General features: G+C 62.3%; 17 protein-coding genes and 1 pseudogene. 11 read left to right on the top strand and 7 right to left on the bottom strand.

Annotation, left to right across the window (positions count from 1 at the left end; genetic code table 11):
* Positions 1-159 precede the first annotated feature (159 nt).
* The 6 genes and pseudogenes from NCR40_RS00725 to NCR40_RS00700 all read left to right on the top strand — a co-directional run bounded on the left by NCR40_RS00725 (position 160) and on the right by NCR40_RS00700 (position 3,131).
* Positions 160-507: a type II toxin-antitoxin system RelE/ParE family toxin gene (locus NCR40_RS00725; protein ID WP_250508499.1), complete on the top strand. Its 348-nt coding sequence runs from the start codon at positions 160-162 to the stop codon at positions 505-507.
* Positions 500-832: a helix-turn-helix domain-containing protein gene (locus NCR40_RS00720; protein ID WP_250508498.1), complete on the top strand. Its 333-nt coding sequence runs from the start codon at positions 500-502 to the stop codon at positions 830-832. Before NCR40_RS00725 ends, NCR40_RS00720 begins: the two co-directional genes overlap by 8 nt.
* 49 nt (positions 833-881) lie before the next feature.
* Positions 882-1,784 (top strand): biotin--[acetyl-CoA-carboxylase] ligase, encoded by a 903-nt coding sequence (locus NCR40_RS00715; RefSeq protein WP_244826842.1) that lies wholly within the window; start codon positions 882-884, stop codon positions 1,782-1,784.
* Positions 1,781-1,885: pseudogene (locus NCR40_RS00710) on the top strand (type III pantothenate kinase); the annotation flags it as partial. The gene NCR40_RS00715 and the pseudogene NCR40_RS00710, both read left to right, overlap by 4 nt.
* Before the next feature lie 162 nt (positions 1,886-2,047).
* A complete protein-coding gene (locus NCR40_RS00705; protein WP_250508735.1) occupies positions 2,048-2,875 on the top strand; it encodes a type III pantothenate kinase in 828 nt (275 codons plus the stop codon).
* A gap of 16 nt (positions 2,876-2,891) precedes the next feature.
* Entirely contained in the window at positions 2,892-3,131 is a 240-nt protein-coding gene (locus NCR40_RS00700) for a hypothetical protein (RefSeq protein WP_244826841.1), read from the top strand.
* Between the two features lie 323 nt (positions 3,132-3,454).
* Here the strand turns inward: NCR40_RS00700 and rfaE2 are convergent, their stop codons facing one another.
* The 7 genes from rfaE2 to NCR40_RS00665 form a co-directional block, all read right to left on the bottom strand.
* Complete coding sequence (gene rfaE2 / locus NCR40_RS00695; protein WP_244826840.1) at positions 3,455-3,937, bottom strand: D-glycero-beta-D-manno-heptose 1-phosphate adenylyltransferase; 483 nt, start codon at positions 3,935-3,937, stop codon at positions 3,455-3,457.
* A gap of 147 nt (positions 3,938-4,084) precedes the next feature.
* Positions 4,085-4,960 carry a ferritin family protein gene (locus NCR40_RS00690; protein ID WP_244826839.1) on the bottom strand — a complete coding sequence of 292 codons (876 nt, stop codon included), beginning with the start codon at positions 4,958-4,960 and terminating at the stop codon, positions 4,085-4,087.
* Between the two features lie 393 nt (positions 4,961-5,353).
* A complete protein-coding gene (locus tag NCR40_RS00685) occupies positions 5,354-6,352 on the bottom strand; it encodes a MerR family transcriptional regulator (RefSeq protein ID WP_250508497.1) in 999 nt (332 codons plus the stop codon).
* Between the two features lie 329 nt (positions 6,353-6,681).
* Positions 6,682-7,416, bottom strand: a complete 735-nt coding sequence (locus NCR40_RS00680) for a PhaM family polyhydroxyalkanoate granule multifunctional regulatory protein (RefSeq protein ID WP_250508496.1) — start codon at positions 7,414-7,416, stop codon at positions 6,682-6,684.
* A gap of 36 nt (positions 7,417-7,452) precedes the next feature.
* On the bottom strand, positions 7,453-8,280 hold the full coding sequence (locus tag NCR40_RS00675) for an enoyl-CoA hydratase/isomerase family protein (protein WP_250508495.1): 828 nt from the start codon (positions 8,278-8,280) through the stop codon (positions 7,453-7,455).
* An 18-nt stretch (positions 8,281-8,298) separates the two neighbouring features.
* The gene (locus tag NCR40_RS00670; RefSeq protein ID WP_250508734.1) at positions 8,299-9,414 is read right to left on the bottom strand and encodes an ABC transporter substrate-binding protein; all 1,116 of its coding nucleotides are present in this window, start codon (positions 9,412-9,414) and stop codon (positions 8,299-8,301) included.
* A gap of 180 nt (positions 9,415-9,594) precedes the next feature.
* Positions 9,595-10,581, bottom strand: coding sequence for a fumarylacetoacetate hydrolase family protein (locus NCR40_RS00665; RefSeq protein ID WP_250508494.1), 987 nt, complete (start codon positions 10,579-10,581; stop codon positions 9,595-9,597).
* 106 nt (positions 10,582-10,687) lie between these two features.
* Between NCR40_RS00665 and NCR40_RS00660 the strand changes: the two genes are divergently transcribed.
* From NCR40_RS00660 to NCR40_RS00635, 5 genes are all read left to right on the top strand, one after another.
* The gene (locus NCR40_RS00660; protein WP_250508493.1) at positions 10,688-11,497 is read left to right on the top strand and encodes an IclR family transcriptional regulator; all 810 of its coding nucleotides are present in this window, start codon (positions 10,688-10,690) and stop codon (positions 11,495-11,497) included.
* 114 nt (positions 11,498-11,611) lie between these two features.
* Positions 11,612-12,772, top strand: coding sequence for a DUF3108 domain-containing protein (locus NCR40_RS31250; RefSeq protein ID WP_284507677.1), 1,161 nt, complete (start codon positions 11,612-11,614; stop codon positions 12,770-12,772).
* A gap of 137 nt (positions 12,773-12,909) precedes the next feature.
* Positions 12,910-13,701: an alpha/beta fold hydrolase gene (locus tag NCR40_RS00645; protein ID WP_250508492.1), complete on the top strand. Its 792-nt coding sequence runs from the start codon at positions 12,910-12,912 to the stop codon at positions 13,699-13,701.
* Between the two features lie 135 nt (positions 13,702-13,836).
* A complete protein-coding gene (locus NCR40_RS00640; protein WP_244826831.1) occupies positions 13,837-14,094 on the top strand; it encodes a BTH_I0359 family protein in 258 nt (85 codons plus the stop codon).
* 213 nt (positions 14,095-14,307) lie between these two features.
* Positions 14,308-15,369 carry a homocysteine S-methyltransferase family protein gene (locus tag NCR40_RS00635; protein ID WP_250508491.1) on the top strand — a complete coding sequence of 354 codons (1,062 nt, stop codon included), beginning with the start codon at positions 14,308-14,310 and terminating at the stop codon, positions 15,367-15,369.
* Positions 15,370-15,392 lie beyond the last annotated feature (23 nt).

The raw sequence follows: 15,392 nt of genomic DNA, 5'->3' as shown, positions 1-15,392 counted from the left end.
CGCGGCGTGAAGGGGAGAGGACATTGTAACGAAGGTTAATGAGGCGGCGCTGTTATGGCGCGGGGGGTTGTGGGATGGCTTAGACCGACTGGCTGAATTTACACGAGGCGCTGGTCACGAAAAACTGGCAACTGGAAATCCGGCCTCTTGTTATCAAATATGCTAACCTCAGAAACTGGCGACTGGACGATTGCGTACTACAACGCCCGCGTGAAGCGCGAGATCTTTTCGCTGCCGACAGGCATCCGTTCAGACTACTTGAGACTGCTGCGAATCCTGATGAAGCACGGCCCCGCGTTGCGGCTGCCGCATTCGCGGGCGCTCGGCGATGGTCTGTTCGAACTTCGACCGCACGGCGAAGAAGGTATCGGGCGGGTGTTTTATTGCACGCTGCTCGGCCAGCGGATCGTCATGTTGCACTCCTTCGTCAAGAAGACGCAGCAGACGCCCGACGACGAATTACGCATTGCCCGCAAGCGCATGATGGAGACGAAACGCAATGGCTAAAACCCGGCTGCAACGCGAACTGGAAGAGCACTACGCTCCGGTTCCCCATACGCGCGAAGACACTGAGCGCATGATGGCGGACCCGGAATTCAAGGCCGCTTACGATGCACTCGAAAGCAAATATGCGCCGCTCGAAGCCTTTCTCGACGCGCGCGTGGCAGCGGGCCTGACACAAGCGCAAGTCGCCGAACGCATGGGAACGACCGCGTCCGCCGTCGCGCGGCTTGAAGCATCGCTTGCCAGCGAAAAACATTCGCCATCGGTATCGACTTTGCGCAAGTACGCTGCGGCTTGCGGCAAGCGGCTGAAGATCTCGCTCGTTTAGCGTGAGGTGAAGGCATCCGGCGTAAGGGCGCGCCGCTACAATACCCGCCATGAACCCACCCTCTTCCTTCGCCCCGGACGCGCCGTGGCGCATCGACCGTAACCGGCTCGCGACGCTGGCCGAGCGGCCTGCCCGCGAGTGGACCATCGAAATCGTCGATGAAACGGGCTCCACCAATGCCGACCTGCTCGCGAAATTTCGCGCCCAGCCGCGCGACAAATCGCACGAGGAAGCGAGCGCGCCGCTTGCGCGCATCGCTTATTTGCAGACAGCGGGACGCGGAAGACGTGGCCGCGCGTGGCTCGCGGAGCCGGGCAACGCGCTTCTGATGTCGGTCGGTTATGTGCTGAAGCGGCCCATCGAGGGGCTTTCGGGTCTAAGTCTCGCCATCGGCACCGCCGTGCTCGACGCGCTCGCGCGCCTACCGCTCACGCCGTCCGCGCGTCCGGCGCTCAAGTGGCCCAACGACGTTCTGCTCGACGACGGCAAGCTCGCCGGCATCCTCATCGAAACGGCATGGAGCACGCCGCAAGCGACGGCGGTGGTGATCGGCATCGGCATCAACTTGCATGGCGTCGAACGGCTCGCCGCTCAGGTCGACGACGTGCACCGCCAAGCAAACGTCGCCGCACCGGGCGCGACCCCGGCCGCGCTTGCGCGCGCCTGGCCGGATGCGAACCTTACCGAGACGCTCGCTGCGCTATTGAACGCGCTCGACGCCGCGCTGCCGCGCTTCGAAGCCGAAGGCTTCCGCCCGTTTCGGCAGCGCTGGATGGACGCGCATGCCTACGCCGGGCGCGAAGTCGTGTTGATCGATCAGGGTCTGGAAGTGACGCGTGGCATTGCGGCGGGTGTGGATGACGGAGGCCATCTGCTGATCGACGCGCCCGAAGGACCGCGCGTCGTCGCAACGGGCGAACTGAGTTTGCGCCTGGCGAAGGAGCGTCCGTGAGCGAGGCGCCGTGTTTGCTGATCGACGCGGGCAATAGCCGGATCAAATGGGCGCTCGTGGATTCGCGCGGCGAGTGGATGGCGAACGGGGCGTTCGAGCATGAGCGTGATGAGACGGGTCTTGGCGACGTCGTGAAGCCGCTTCATGGTGCGCTCGATGCACGCGGCTCCGCGCTCTCGCAAAGGCCCGCGCGAAGTGACTCAACGCCGAAGTCGCCTCATGACGCGGCCGATGCACGCGGCTTCGCGTTCTCACAAGCGACCGTGCAAGCTGACCCGGCGCCGAAGCCGCTTCATGACGCATTCGAGGCACGCGATTCGTCGGCGCACACGCACGCGAATAAAGCACCCAACGGCGATGACGCGTCCATAACGTCCGAAGCAACAGCGACAGCGACGCCTTCGACCGAAGCCGCCTGGTCCGCGTTACCCACGCCATCGAGCGTGTGGATTTCCAACGTGGCGGGCGCCTCGGTGCAAGCGCGCATCGAACGTATGCTGGATGTACGCTGGCCCGATCTGCGGCGAACGGTCGTCCGGGCGAAAGCGCGGCAATGCGGCGTCGTCAATTGCTACACGGCACCGGAACGCCTCGGCAGCGACCGCTGGTCAGGCATGATCGGCGCGCGGGCAGCGTTTCCGGGCGAACATCTGCTGATTGCCACCTTAGGCACGGCGACGACGCTCGAAGCCTTGCGCGCGGATGGCACGTTCATCGGCGGCCTGATCGCGCCGGGCTGGTCGTTGATGATGCAATCGCTCGGCAGCAACACGGCGCAGTTGCCGACGCTCGATGCCGCATCGGCGCGCGCCGCGCTCGACCGAACCGCGAGTCTCTTCGCCACGGATACCGCCGCCGCGCTTTCCGCCGGCTGCCTGCTCGCGCAAGCGAGTCTCATCGAGCGCGCGTGGCACGATCTGCGCGCGCAATGGCAAGCCGAAGTGCGCCTCGTGCTGGGCGGCGGCGCTGCGAATGAAATCGCGGGCGCGCTGTCCGTGCCGCATACTCGCCATGATTCACTCGTGCTGTCCGGCCTGGCGCTCATCGCGCGCGACGCGACTGCGCCGATATCTCGCAAACTCTCTGATTGATTGACGGAGCCCAAGCATGCTGCGCTGGCTGATCGCCCTACTCATTCTGGCCAATCTGCTGATGTTCGCGATCGTGCGCAGCACTTTCGGACCGCTGCCCGCGGCCGGCGCGCGCGAGCCGCATCATCTGCTGGAACAGGTGCATCCGGAAACGCTGGTGACGCGGGCGCTGCATCCCGAAGAGGCGGCGGATCAGCCGCAAGTCGGCGCGCCCGCGCCTGCTGCAAATGTGCAGGAGCGGCCGCTTGGCCAGTGACTGCGTGCGGCGCGCGCTTCGTTTTCGATTCCGCGCCTGCCGCGAATTCAGGTGCGCTCACTTGGTCGGTGAGTGCATATAACTTGTGAGTTGGTCGCTGTTCGTGAATCTCTTACCGTGCGGCCCAGCCTGATATTCGGCAGGTGATTCAATGCGTGGGCTCGCATCTGCGCCGGCGGTGTCCTCGTGTTTGTCGGTGTGCAATTCGGCGTCGAGTGCATGTACTGCTCGGCGTGCAAACCCTTATGTGTGCCTTGGCGAATGAATGCGCGCAGCCTTGACGGGCGATTCCCGTGCCTTGCGCCTATGCCCCAACAAGCAACTCAACCCTGCGCGCGAACCTTCCTGAGCAACGCAGTCGTCGACCGGTCATGCTCGAACGGAATGGCCAGCGCCGTGCCGCCCCAACCTCGCACGAGCGCCGATTCCGCGAGCTTGTCCATGTCGTAATCGCCGCCCTTCACGAGCACATCGGGATGCACTGCATCGATGAGTTGCAGCGGCGTCGTCTCTTCGAACTTCACCACCCAGTCCACGCTCTCGAGCGCTGCCAGCAACGCCATGCGGTCGTCTTCGCGATTGATCGGCCGATCGTCGCCCTTGCCGAGCGTGCGCACGGAGGCATCGCTGTTCACGCCGACGATGAGCGTCGCGCCAAGCGCTTTCGCATCCGCGAGATAACTGACGTGACCGCGATGAAGAATGTCGAAGACGCCGTTGGTGAAAACAACCGGTCCGGCGAGGTTTAAGCGAAGCGCGGCGAGCGCATCGCGCGTGGTGATCTTGCGTTCGAAAGTGGCGGGCATGGCGGCGCTCAGTGCAGTAGAACTCGAAGCGCGATTGTGCCACGCGAGTACGTTCCTCCGAACGTCCTCCAGAGGTCATAAGCAAAACGGCCCGCCGGGTTGCTCCGGCGAGCCGTTTCACCCATTGCGACCGACGCCAGCCAGAACTCAGGCAGGCTGTTCCGCCGCACCGCCCGATGCCGCTTGCAGACGCTGCACCACTTCCTTGCGATAGCGGTTCAACTCCTGCGCGGTCACGAACGAGCGCTCGAAAAGAATCGAGAGGTTGTGCAGAATGCGCTCCACGACCTTCTTTTCCCAACTGTCGTCGAAGCGGATCTGGTCGTCGAGCCAGCGCTCGAGCCATTCGGGGTCCGGCAGACGCGACTGCACCGTATCACGCGGAAAGAGCGCCTGATTCACATGCAGATTCGTGGGATGCAGCGGCTTTTCCGTGCGACGCGCCGACGCCATCAACACGCCAATCTTGGCGAAGGCGGCGCGCGCGGTGTCGCCCGCTTGCACGAGCGCCTTCTTCATGTAGCGAAGATACGCGCCACCGTGACGCGCTTCGTCGCGCGAAATGGTTTCGTAGATATGCTTGATGACAGGCTCGGTATGCCATTCGGCCGCACGGCGATACCAGTGATTCAGGCGAATCTCGCCGCAGAAATGCAGCATGAGCGTTTCGAGCGGCGGCGCGGGATCGAATTCGAAGCGCACTTCGTGAAGTTCTTCTTCGCTCGGCACAAACTCGGGTTTGAAGCGCCGCAGATATTCCATCAGGACGAGCGAGTGCTTCTGTTCTTCGAAAAACCACACGCTGATGAAAGCCGAGAAGTCACTGTCGTTGTGATTGTCACGCAGGAACATCTCGGTTGCAGGAAGAGCGGACCATTCGGTGATCGCGTTCATCTTGATCGTCTTGGCCTGCTCGTCGGTGAGCAGAGACGCGTCGAACTTGTCCCATGGAATGTCCTTCTCCATGTCCCAACGGACGGATTCCAGCGATTTGTACAGTTCCGGATAAAGCATGGTGTTCATTGTCCACCCCTGATGCCACTTATGCGACGTTATATCTAAGATCTTCGGCACGAGCGTGCGGCGCGAATTGCTGCACGCAAGCAGCCAAGCTTTCAATTTTACGCGGGATTGCGACGGCCAAAGACGAAAACCGACAATGAAGCGCCAGATAATGGCGCGCGGTACGCGTTGCGCTCCGCGTAAACACTGCACTTACGTGCAATGTTGCGTTGTCAGCGTCTTTTCTACCGTGGGTGAGGAGCGAGTCCTGTGCCTGAGGTATGTTCGATCGGCAGCCGCGTGTGCTGCCCGAGGCGTTGTTCCGCCGATGATGCCTACCGCTGCCGACTGTCATGTGACATGGTCGAGGCTCGCCGCAATTGCGCCGAGCCCTACGTCAGCGGCGTTCGCCGATCATAGCACGGCGGATTGACGCCACTCGGCCACAGTTTCATCGATAGGTCCAAGTCCAGGGAGGTGGTCGACGCCTTCCTGAAACTTGCGACGCAATGCAGGACTGCTACCGCCGACCCAAATGCGCACGTGTGGTGGAAGCATGTTGCGCAGGTCCGTTACGCCATTGGCGATGGACTGCGCCGGAAGCACGGCCGAAAACGACAGCGCCACGATATCGATGTCATGCATCTTCACCGCTTCGACGATATCGGTGAGCGGTGTCTGCAGGCCGAGCTGCATGCAGTCGCATTCAGACAGAGTAAACATGGCCTCCGCCATCAGAATGCCAAGCCCGTGACCTTCGCCCGACAAAGTGGTGAGCAGCACGCGCGGCCGTCCGCCACGTCCGCGCAGCGCATCGGAGAGCGGTCGAATCAGGGAGCGCAGAGTGCCTTGAATCGCTTCGCTGAAGAGATGCTCGTGATACACCTGCAGCGTACCCGCCGCCCACGCATTGCCGACGCGCGCCGCGAGCGGTGCCGCCACGTCCACGACGAAACGTTCCAAACCGTCGCGGGTCGCGCGCTTCAGGAGCAGAAAACGGAACTCGTCGTAGGCGCCTGAGCGCAGCAGCGAAACCATGTGATCGAGTTCAACGTCCGGCGCATCCTGTCCCACACCCGACGACTGCGCCAGTTCCTGCAGTGCTTCGACTGGTTGCACGAGAACCTTGCTCGGCCGATGCCCCGCATCCAGCAGACGTTTGACGAGCCTCAGCTTGGACACCTGCTCTTGCGGATACAGGCGTTCGCCACCGGCTGAACGCATGGGTTGCGGAAAGCCGTAGCGGCGCTCCCAAACGCGCAAGGTGTCTTTCGTCAGACCTATTTCCTGCGCGATTGCACCGATACCAACGCCGGATACCGCGAATTCAGCCGAATGGCTGTAGGACGATCTTTCGGATGACGCCGTCCCGTCGGACACCCGTTCGAATTCTTTCTCAGATTGATTTGTCATGGACAATTCGGATTGAAAGCGAACACACGTACACTCGCACAGGGCGTTCCCGGCAACGCGGTTGGACAAAACCTTCCGAACAACCATCCAATCATAGACAAAAACTAGTCTGATCAGCGGCGTTGCGATTGCGGGGAACGAACGATTGCCATACAACGAACCGCCCGCGATACGTCCGGGCGGACTGTTGCGCTATTGGATATACGGAGAGAGTCGGCGTTTGGACGCACGCCGAGCGTTAAAAGTGGAATCGGGCAGAGCATACGAGGAACTTGCCCGAAAGCAAAAATAAGCCGGAGGAATGTGTGTGCCCCCGGCAGCTAGCTCGACTACTCTGCTTTCTTGCGCGGCGCGGCTTTCCTTGCGGGCGCTTTCTTCGCGGCGGTATCGGACGCCTTGTCGCCGTTATCGGAGTCGGATGTCGAGGACGCCGCGGCGTCACCGGATTCCGGCTGTACACCCGGCGCGCCCGTCATGCCGGGCTGCATCATGGCGAGATGCGCCAGTTGGTTGAACTGCGATTGCAGCACGTTCCACCAGCCGCTCGGATCGAACCCGGGCGGCAGCGCGGCATCCGCATTGGGTTCTTCCGACTCCTCGCTCGACGCCGCCGGTTGCGCCGCCGCTTGTGGCGGAGGCGTTTCCTTCGCCGCGCCGGTCATCGGCCAGCCGGCTGCAGATTTCGGCTTCTCGGCAGGCGTTTGCTTGCCTTCCATCGACGTCTGCGCGTACGCGCCGAACGCACGCAACGTGGCGAGTGTCGCCCGCTGCACTTCTAGCGCCTGAATCGCCGATTGCAGCATGCTGAGGTTGAGCTTCAGCCACTGCTCGACCGCGCGCATGTCGGTCACGCGCTTGTCGAGTTCCTCGATGTTGGTGAGCGGCGCCATCATGTCGGACATCGCCGAGAGCGACGGACCCATGCCCTGACCGCCGCCCTGCATCGCGGCGGCGAACGGATTCAGGCGCATCAGCTCCCACATCTTGCCCATCATGTCGGCCTGGCCGAATCCGGGAAAACCGGGCATCGTGAATGGCGAATTGCCGCCGGCGTTGTCGGTCATTGTTCTCTCCTCAGCAAGGTGTTCGGGTGCCCCGATTCAGAACGGCGCGCCGCCGGGGAAGTCCGGCGCGCGACGCTCTCGCAACGAGCGCATGCCTTCGTGCACGTCTGGTCCTGCAAAACCCATGAATTCGAGCGCGAGGGACGTATCGAATGTGGGTCCCGCCGAGCGCAGCCAGTTGTTCAGCGCGTACTTGGTCCAGCGGATCGCGGTCTGCGAGCCATGCGCGAGACGGTTCGCGATTTCGAGCGCCTTTGGCATCAAGTCGCTTTCCTCGACCGCGAGCGACACGAGCCCGATGCGTTCCGCTTCCTCGCCGCTCACCGGCTCGCATAGCAACAGATAGTACTTGGCCTTGGCCATGCCGCACAGCAGCGGCCAGACGATGGCCGCGTGATCGCCCGCTGCAACGCCCAGGCGCGTATGGCCGTCGATGATGCGCGCCGTCTTCGATGCGATCGAAATATCCGCGAGCAAACCCGCGACGAGTCCCGCGCCGACGGCCGGACCATGCATGGCGGAAACGATAGGCTTGCTGCAGTTGATCACGTTGTACACGAGATCGCGCGCCTCGCGCCACACGCGGGCGCGCACGTCGAAGTCGTTGGCCATTTCCTCGACGAGCCCGAGATCGCCGCCCGCCGAAAAGCCCTTGCCTTCGCCGCGAATTAGCGCGACGCGCGTGTCGGGATCGCGGTCGATATCGCGCCAGATTTCCGCGAGTTCGCGATGCATGTTGGCATCGGCGGTAGAGAGGCCGCTTTTGTTCGCGCCCGCGCCGGGCATCACGACTTCGAGCACGCCATCCGCATGGCGGCGCAGTTCGAGCGAGCGGTAATTCGAGTACAGGGCAAGGTCGGTCATGTCGATGTCAGGTTGCGTTCAGCGCGGCTGATAGATCCATTTGCCGTCGCGAATCTCGACCATTACGCGCGCGCGTTGATCGAGGCCGATGTGATCGTTGGGCGTCATGTTGACCTGCCCGTTGGTATCGGCGAACTGCTTCGTGCTTTCGAGCGCGTCGCGCAGCGCGGCGCGAAACGCGGGCGTGCCGGGCGCGCCCGCTTTCAACGCGATGGGCACGGCGCGATCGAGCAGCATGCCGGCATCCCACGCATACGAGCCGAACGCGGAGACCGAGCCCGCGCCCTGCTTCGTTTCATACAGTTTGATGTAGTCGAGCGCGAGGCGCTTCGCCGGATGATCGTCAGGCAACTGGGCGGCGACGAGCACCGGGCTCGCAGGCAGAAAGGTGCCGTTGCAGTCCGTGCCGCACACGCGCAGGAAATCGCGATTACCCACGCCGTGGTTGTGATAGACCTTGCCCTTGAAGCCGCGCTGCGCGAGCGTCTTGGGTGGCAAGGCGGCAGGCGTGCCGGCCGCGCCGACGACCACGGCATCAGGCTTCGCCGCAAGAATCTTGAGAATCTGGCCGGTCACGCTCGGGTCGGTGCGATTGAACCGCTCGTTGGCCACGACTTCGATCTTGTGGATCTGCGCGAACTTCGCGACTTCCGCGTAGAAGGTTTCGCCGAGCGCGTCTGCCTGGCCGATGAACGCAATCGTCTTCACGCCGTGATTGCTCGCGTGTTCCGCAATGGCCGATGCCATCATCGCGTCGGTCTGCGGCGTCTTGAAGACCCAGCGCCGCTTGTCGTCCACGGGCTCGATGATCTTCGCCGACGAAGCGAGCGAGATCATCGGCGTCTGACCTTGCGACACGACATCTACCATGGCGAGCGAGTTCGGCGTGATCGACGAACCGATGATCGCGTCGACCTGATCTTCGCTGATCAGCTTCTTCGTGGTCTGCACCGCTTGCGTGGTGTCGGATGCGTCGTCGAGCACGATGTAGTCGACCGCTCGGCCGCCCATTTCCTTGGGCAGAAGCGCGACGGTTTCCCGAGCCGGAATGCCGAGCGATGCAGCCGGCCCCGTCAGCGAGAGCACGAGACCGATCTTCACGTGCGGCGTCTGCGCGATGGCCCCAGTCGTCATGAACACCGAGGCGAATGCCAGCGCCACCGCCATCCTCCACTTGCCTTTGCGCATGGAACGTCTCCTTGTTGTTTTATTCGCGCTTTAGTTCAAACTTCATTCACGCCGCAGCGCCCGGCAAGTGTAAGACGGCAAAGGCTCGCGACGCATCGGGCTAAACCCCGCCGCGCGCTCGGTGCCTTAGTGCTCCAGTTGCGTCACGGCTTGATCGATCGCGCCGAAGATGGACTTGCCGCGCTCGTCGAACATCTCGATCTTCACGCTGTCGCCGAACTTCATGAACTCCGTCTCTGCCGCGCCGTGCTCGATGACTTCGAGGCAGCGCTTCTCCGCGATACAGCAGTAGCCGCGCCGCGCGTCCTTGTTGGAGATGGTGCCCGAGCCGACGATGGACCCCGCGCGCAGGTTGCGCGTCTTTGCCGCGTGCGCGATCAACTGGCCGAAGTGAAAGACCATATCGACGCCGCATTCCGGCTGACCGACTTTCTTGCCGTTCCAGTGCACGATCATCGGGCGATGCACGCGGCCTTCGCTCCAGGCGTCGCCGAGTTCGTCGGGCGTGACGGCCACGGGCGCGAACGCGCTCGCGGGCTTGCTCTGAAAGAAGCCGAAGCCTTTCGCCAGTTCGGGCGGAATCAGATTGCGCAACGACACATCGTTGACGAGCATCAGCAAGCGCATGCTCTTCAACGCTTCATCGGGCGTGGGCGCCATCGGGACATCCGACGTGATGACCGCCACTTCCGCTTCGAAGTCGATGCCGAACGATTCGGACGCGCACACGATATCGTCCGTCGGCCCGATGAAATCGTCGCTACCGCCCTGATACATCAACGGATCGGTCCAGAAATCGGGCGGCATTTCCGCGCCGCGCGCGCGCCGCACGAGTTCGACGTGGTTCACGTAGGCCGAGCCGTCCGCCCACTGGAAGGCGCGCGGCAGCGGCGCCATGCAGGCTTTGGGTTCGAACGTGAAGCTATTGCGTGCGCGCGATTGATTCAGCGCTTCGTAGACGTCCATGAGTTGCGGCGCATAGAAGGCCCAGTCGTCGAGCGCGCGTTGCAGCGTCGAGACGATTCCATCGGCGATGGCCGCGGTGCGCAAGTCGCGCGAGACGACGACGAGTTGGCCGTCGCGCGTGCCGTCTTTCAGCGTGGCGAGTTTCATAGAGCGAAGGGTAAGCCGTGATGACGTTAAGGAAAATCTATTTTACGATGGTGAATCGCCGGTCGATGAGTCGGCCATTCGGCATAAGCCCTTTTACACGCTCCAGATGGATGAATCCCAGGACGACGACCTCGTCGACACCGCTTCAGAAAAAACCCGCTCGGGCATTCAATCGATCGAAGTCGGCTTTCGTCTGCTCGACGTGCTCACCAACGAACCGCGTGCCATGATGTTGCGCGATCTTGCGCAGCGGGCCGGCATGAGCCCGGCGAAGGCGCATCGCTATCTGGTGAGCTTCGTGCGGCTCGGGCTGGCATCGCAAGATCCATTGTCGGGGCGCTACGAGCTCGGCGGCTTCGCCTTGCAGATGGGACTGGCACGCCTTGCACGCGTCGATGGCGTGAAGCTCGCGCGCCTGGCGCTGGCGCAATTGCGCGACAGGCTGGATCAGACGGTCGGCATCGCCGTGTGGGGCAATCAGGGGCCGACCGTCGTGCACTGGATGGAATCGAGCTATCCGGCGAAGGCATCGCTCAAGCTCGGCGACGTCATGCCGCTGCTTTCGTCGGCAACTGGTCTGCTGTTCGCGGCTTACCTGCCGCGCAGCAAGACGCAGGCGATGCTCGCGCGTGAACTCGCCACCACGAGGAAAACGCTCGCGGATGTCGAGCCGCTTCTTGCCGATGTGCGCGAACAGGGCGCGGCGCGCGTGGAAGGCATGCTGTTGCCATCGATTCATGCATTCTGCACGCCGGTTTTCGATTCGACGGGCGAACTCGCACTGGGTTTGATCGCACTGGGTCACGAAGGCGCGTTCGACACGCGCTGGGGCGGTGAAATCGATTCCGCGCTGCGTGAATGCGCGCGCGGTTTGTCGTATGAGCTGGGTTATGCGGTAGCCGAGCGCTCGCTTTGACGCGTTTTGTAAAAGCTTCGCGTGCGAGGCGCATTCAAGGAACATCGTTTCGTTCAAATGTGTCGAAAACGTTCCTCGTGTTCCGTAACACGCGCCTTTCCGTCGCTTCGTTCAATGCCACTTTTCCCGTTTCGCCGTCGAAGTACCGCTTTTGCATCCGGCGAGCCATCCGATGCCGAAAACCCTCCGCGCCGCTGGGGCCGCTGGGCGCTGGTCATTCTGATCGTCGTGTGTCTGCACCTGGGCGCGATGCGCTGGGTTGGCCGTGCGCAACGGCCGGTTAATCCGCCGCCGGAAAACCCACCCGTGCAGGTCGAACTGTTGACACAGAAACCGGTTGCGCCGCCTGCGCCACAGCCTCCCACGCCTGCACAGACGCCCGTCAAACCTGCACCGACGAAGGCTGTCGAACCACCGAAGCCCACACCCCAGCCGAAACCAGCCGCACCGGCGCCAACGCTTACACCTTCAACAACACCCGCGCCGCCTGTCACCCCAGTCGTTGCCGATGACGACACCGCCCAAGCACAAGCCGCCGCGATTGCAGCCGCTTCTGCCGCTTCTGCATCCGCGCAAGCTGCCGTGCCTGCATCGCAGCCAGTCGTCGCATCCGGCGACAAATTCAGCGTGCCGCCATCCGGCGAGCTTCGTTACGACACGCTGGTGAACGGCGTCATGAATCAGACCGGCACCATTCACTGGACGAACGATGGACAGCATTACGAAATGGTCGTTTCCATTCCGCTGCCCTTCGTCGGTCCATACGTCTATTCGAGCAAAGGTCACATCGATACCTTCGGCATCGCGCCGGACCAGTATTCCGAACAACGCGGCCGTCGCGCCGCCGATATCGCCGTGTTCAATCGCGAGACCAGACAGATCGTCTATACGCGTACGCCCAATAGCCAGCCGCTCGCCGATGGTGCGCAGGACCGCTTCAGCGTGGTCATGCAATTGTCCAGTCTGGTGCGCGGATCGCCCGATCAATACAAGCCGGGCGTGACGCGCCAGTTTAGCGTCGCCGATAACGACAGCAACGAAGTCTGGGCACTCGAAACCGTCGGCGACGAAAACGTGCAGTCGCGCGGCGGATTCACCACGGCGCGCCACTTCACGCGCCTGCCGCGCCGCGAAGGGGACAAACGCAAGCTCGACATCTGGCTCGCGCCCGCGCTCGGCTGGCTGCCTGTGCGCATTCTGCAAACCGAACCGAATGGCATGCAGATCGAAATGCTGTGGGCGGACAAGTTGGAAATAGCTCCCGATGCGCGCTAAGACGACGATTCAGGCATGCCGGATGCGTATGAAGAATCCGCGTCACGGCAATGCAGTGGCCCGGACCTCGAACTGACACCGCTGTGCGCACGAAAAACGGAGACAGCAGCGCAAACCGCATTCTCCACGGAGCCGATATGCAGTTGACGATCAATGGCATCGACACACGGTATGTTCTCGACAACGAAGGCGGCGGCCCGACGCTCACCTTCATCCATCAACTTGGAGGCGATCTCTCGGTGTGGGACCAGATGGCGGGATACTTCCGTCATGGCTACAACGTGCTGCGTTATGACCTGCGCGGACACGGAAGGACTGCGGTATCGCAGGACGCGTTCAGTATCAGGGACCTCGCCGATGACCTGGCCGAATTGCTCGACAAGCTTGGCGCAAAGACCACGCACCTTGTGGGCTTATCCATTGGCGGCATGGTCGCGCAGACGTTTGCGATCAACCATGCGGATAAAGTGGATTCGCTGACGGTTGTCGGTGCGCCGGCGTTTATTCCAGAAGAAGCGCAGCCTACCTTTCGTCAACGGGCAGCTTCCGTGCGCAAAAACGGCGTAGCGAGTATGGTGGATGCAACGCTCGAACGCTGGCTGACGCCGCAATTTCGCAAGGCGCATCCGGAAGTGGTCGAGCAAATTGGCGAAACGATTGCGCAAACGCCCGTCGAAGGTTTCGCCCGCGCGGCTGAAGCAGTCAGCCGTTTCAACGTCCGGGACAAGCTCGCAGCCATCGACAAACCCACGCTGGTAATTGCCGGCGAGCACGACAGTGGCACGCCACATGCTGCATCTCAGGTGATTGCCGATACCGTACCAGGCGCGCGATTCGAACTACTCAACGCAGCGCATCTGAGCCCGGTCGAGGAGTCGCAACGGTTTTGCGCATTGTTGAATGACTTCTTGCGCACGTCCGCGTCATAAGCTTTCCGCGTCAAAAGCTTCACAAGAAAGCCTCGATAAACCGGCATCACGTCGAGGCCACCCCTTGAATTCCCACCCGAGCGCTCCAATTACGGTGCAGGATTGCCAGGAGCAACAGGAATAAGGAGTGTCGCCATGCAAATGATCTACAACAGCCCTAACTATTGCGTCGTCGAGTTCCCGCCGCAGGACAATCATCTTGCGATGATGTCGGGCGGCTATGAGATCGTCGACAAAAATACGCAGCGGGAAATCTTCATCGACGGTGCGCTTGCCGCCAAGTTTCGCGAGCACGTGCAGAAACTGATCGAAGAAGAACCGTCGCTCGAAGACGTCGATGAATTCCTCGGTCAGTTCGATATCTTGATGAATCAGCCGGTGGTGCTCCACTGAAACTCGACTGCGCGCGCGGTTGAGTGCCGCGTCGCGCCCGCTCCAGCAGCGGTGATCACGGCAGCATGCGACACGAAAGACCCCGTCCGGGCAACCAGGCGGGGTTCTTTTTTTGCATCGGCGCCATGTCCGCGAGCGCTCCCGCACACGGCGATCGAGCCGCGCTGCGGCTACAATGCAGACTATTTCACATTGGTGCAGGGCCCGTCCGTCATGAACCAGAACGCCACATCCAAAGCTCCTTCGCGCGTCTACACGCGCGGCGCCGCGCTCCCCGCGCTCTTGCAGAAACGCATCCTCATCCTGGATGGCGCGATGGGCACGATGATCCAGCGCTACAAGCTCGACGAAGCCGCGTACCGTGGCGAGCGCTTCAAGGACTACGCACGCGACATCAAAGGCAACAACGAACTGCTTTCGATCACGCAGCCGCAGATCATCCGCGAGATTCACGACAAGTATCTGGCGGCGGGCGCGGACATCATCGAGACGAATACGTTTGGCGCGACACGCGTGGCGCAGGCCGACTACGGCATGGAAGACCTGGCTATCGAGATGAACGTCGAGTCGGCGAAGCTCGCGCGTGCCGCCTGCGATGCCTTCTCCACGCCCGACAAGCCGCGCTTCGTGGCGGGCGCGATCGGACCGACGCCCAAGACCGCAAGCATCTCGCCCGACGTGAACGATCCCGGCGCGCGCAACGTGACCTTCGACGAATTGCGCGAGGCTTATTACGATCAGGCGAAGGCGTTGCTCGACGCGGGCTGCGATCTGTTCCTCGTCGAGACCATCTTCGACACCTTGAACGCGAAAGCCGCGCTCTTCGCGCTCGACGAGCTGTTCGAGGACACGGGCGAACTCCTGCCGATCATGATCTCGGGCACGGTAACGGATGCGTCGGGCCGCATCTTGTCGGGACAGACGGTCGAAGCCTTCTGGAACTCGCTGCGGCATGCGAAGCCGCTGACCTTCGGCCTCAACTGCGCACTGGGCGCGGCGCTGATGCGTCCGTATATCGCCGAATTGGCGAAGCTCTGCGATACCTACGTTTCGTGCTATCCGAACGCGGGCCTGCCGAATCCGATGAGCGATACGGGCTTCGACGAGACACCGGATGTGACCTCGGGCTTGCTGAAGGAGTTTGCGCAGGCGGGGCTCGTGAACCTTGCGGGCGGTTGCTGCGGGACGACGCCAGAGCATATTGCGGAGATCGCGAAGGCGCTTGCCGAGGTGAAGCCGCGCGCGTTTCCCTCGCAGTATCGCGACGCTGCTTGACGACGATACCGACATCGACCGAC

The organism is Caballeronia sp. GACF4, from assembly GCF_023631025.1.
Classification (GTDB): Bacteria; Pseudomonadota; Gammaproteobacteria; order Burkholderiales; family Burkholderiaceae; genus Caballeronia.
The sequence above is the reverse complement of the archived record's forward strand: the minus strand, read 5'-3'. Positions and strand labels throughout refer to the sequence as shown.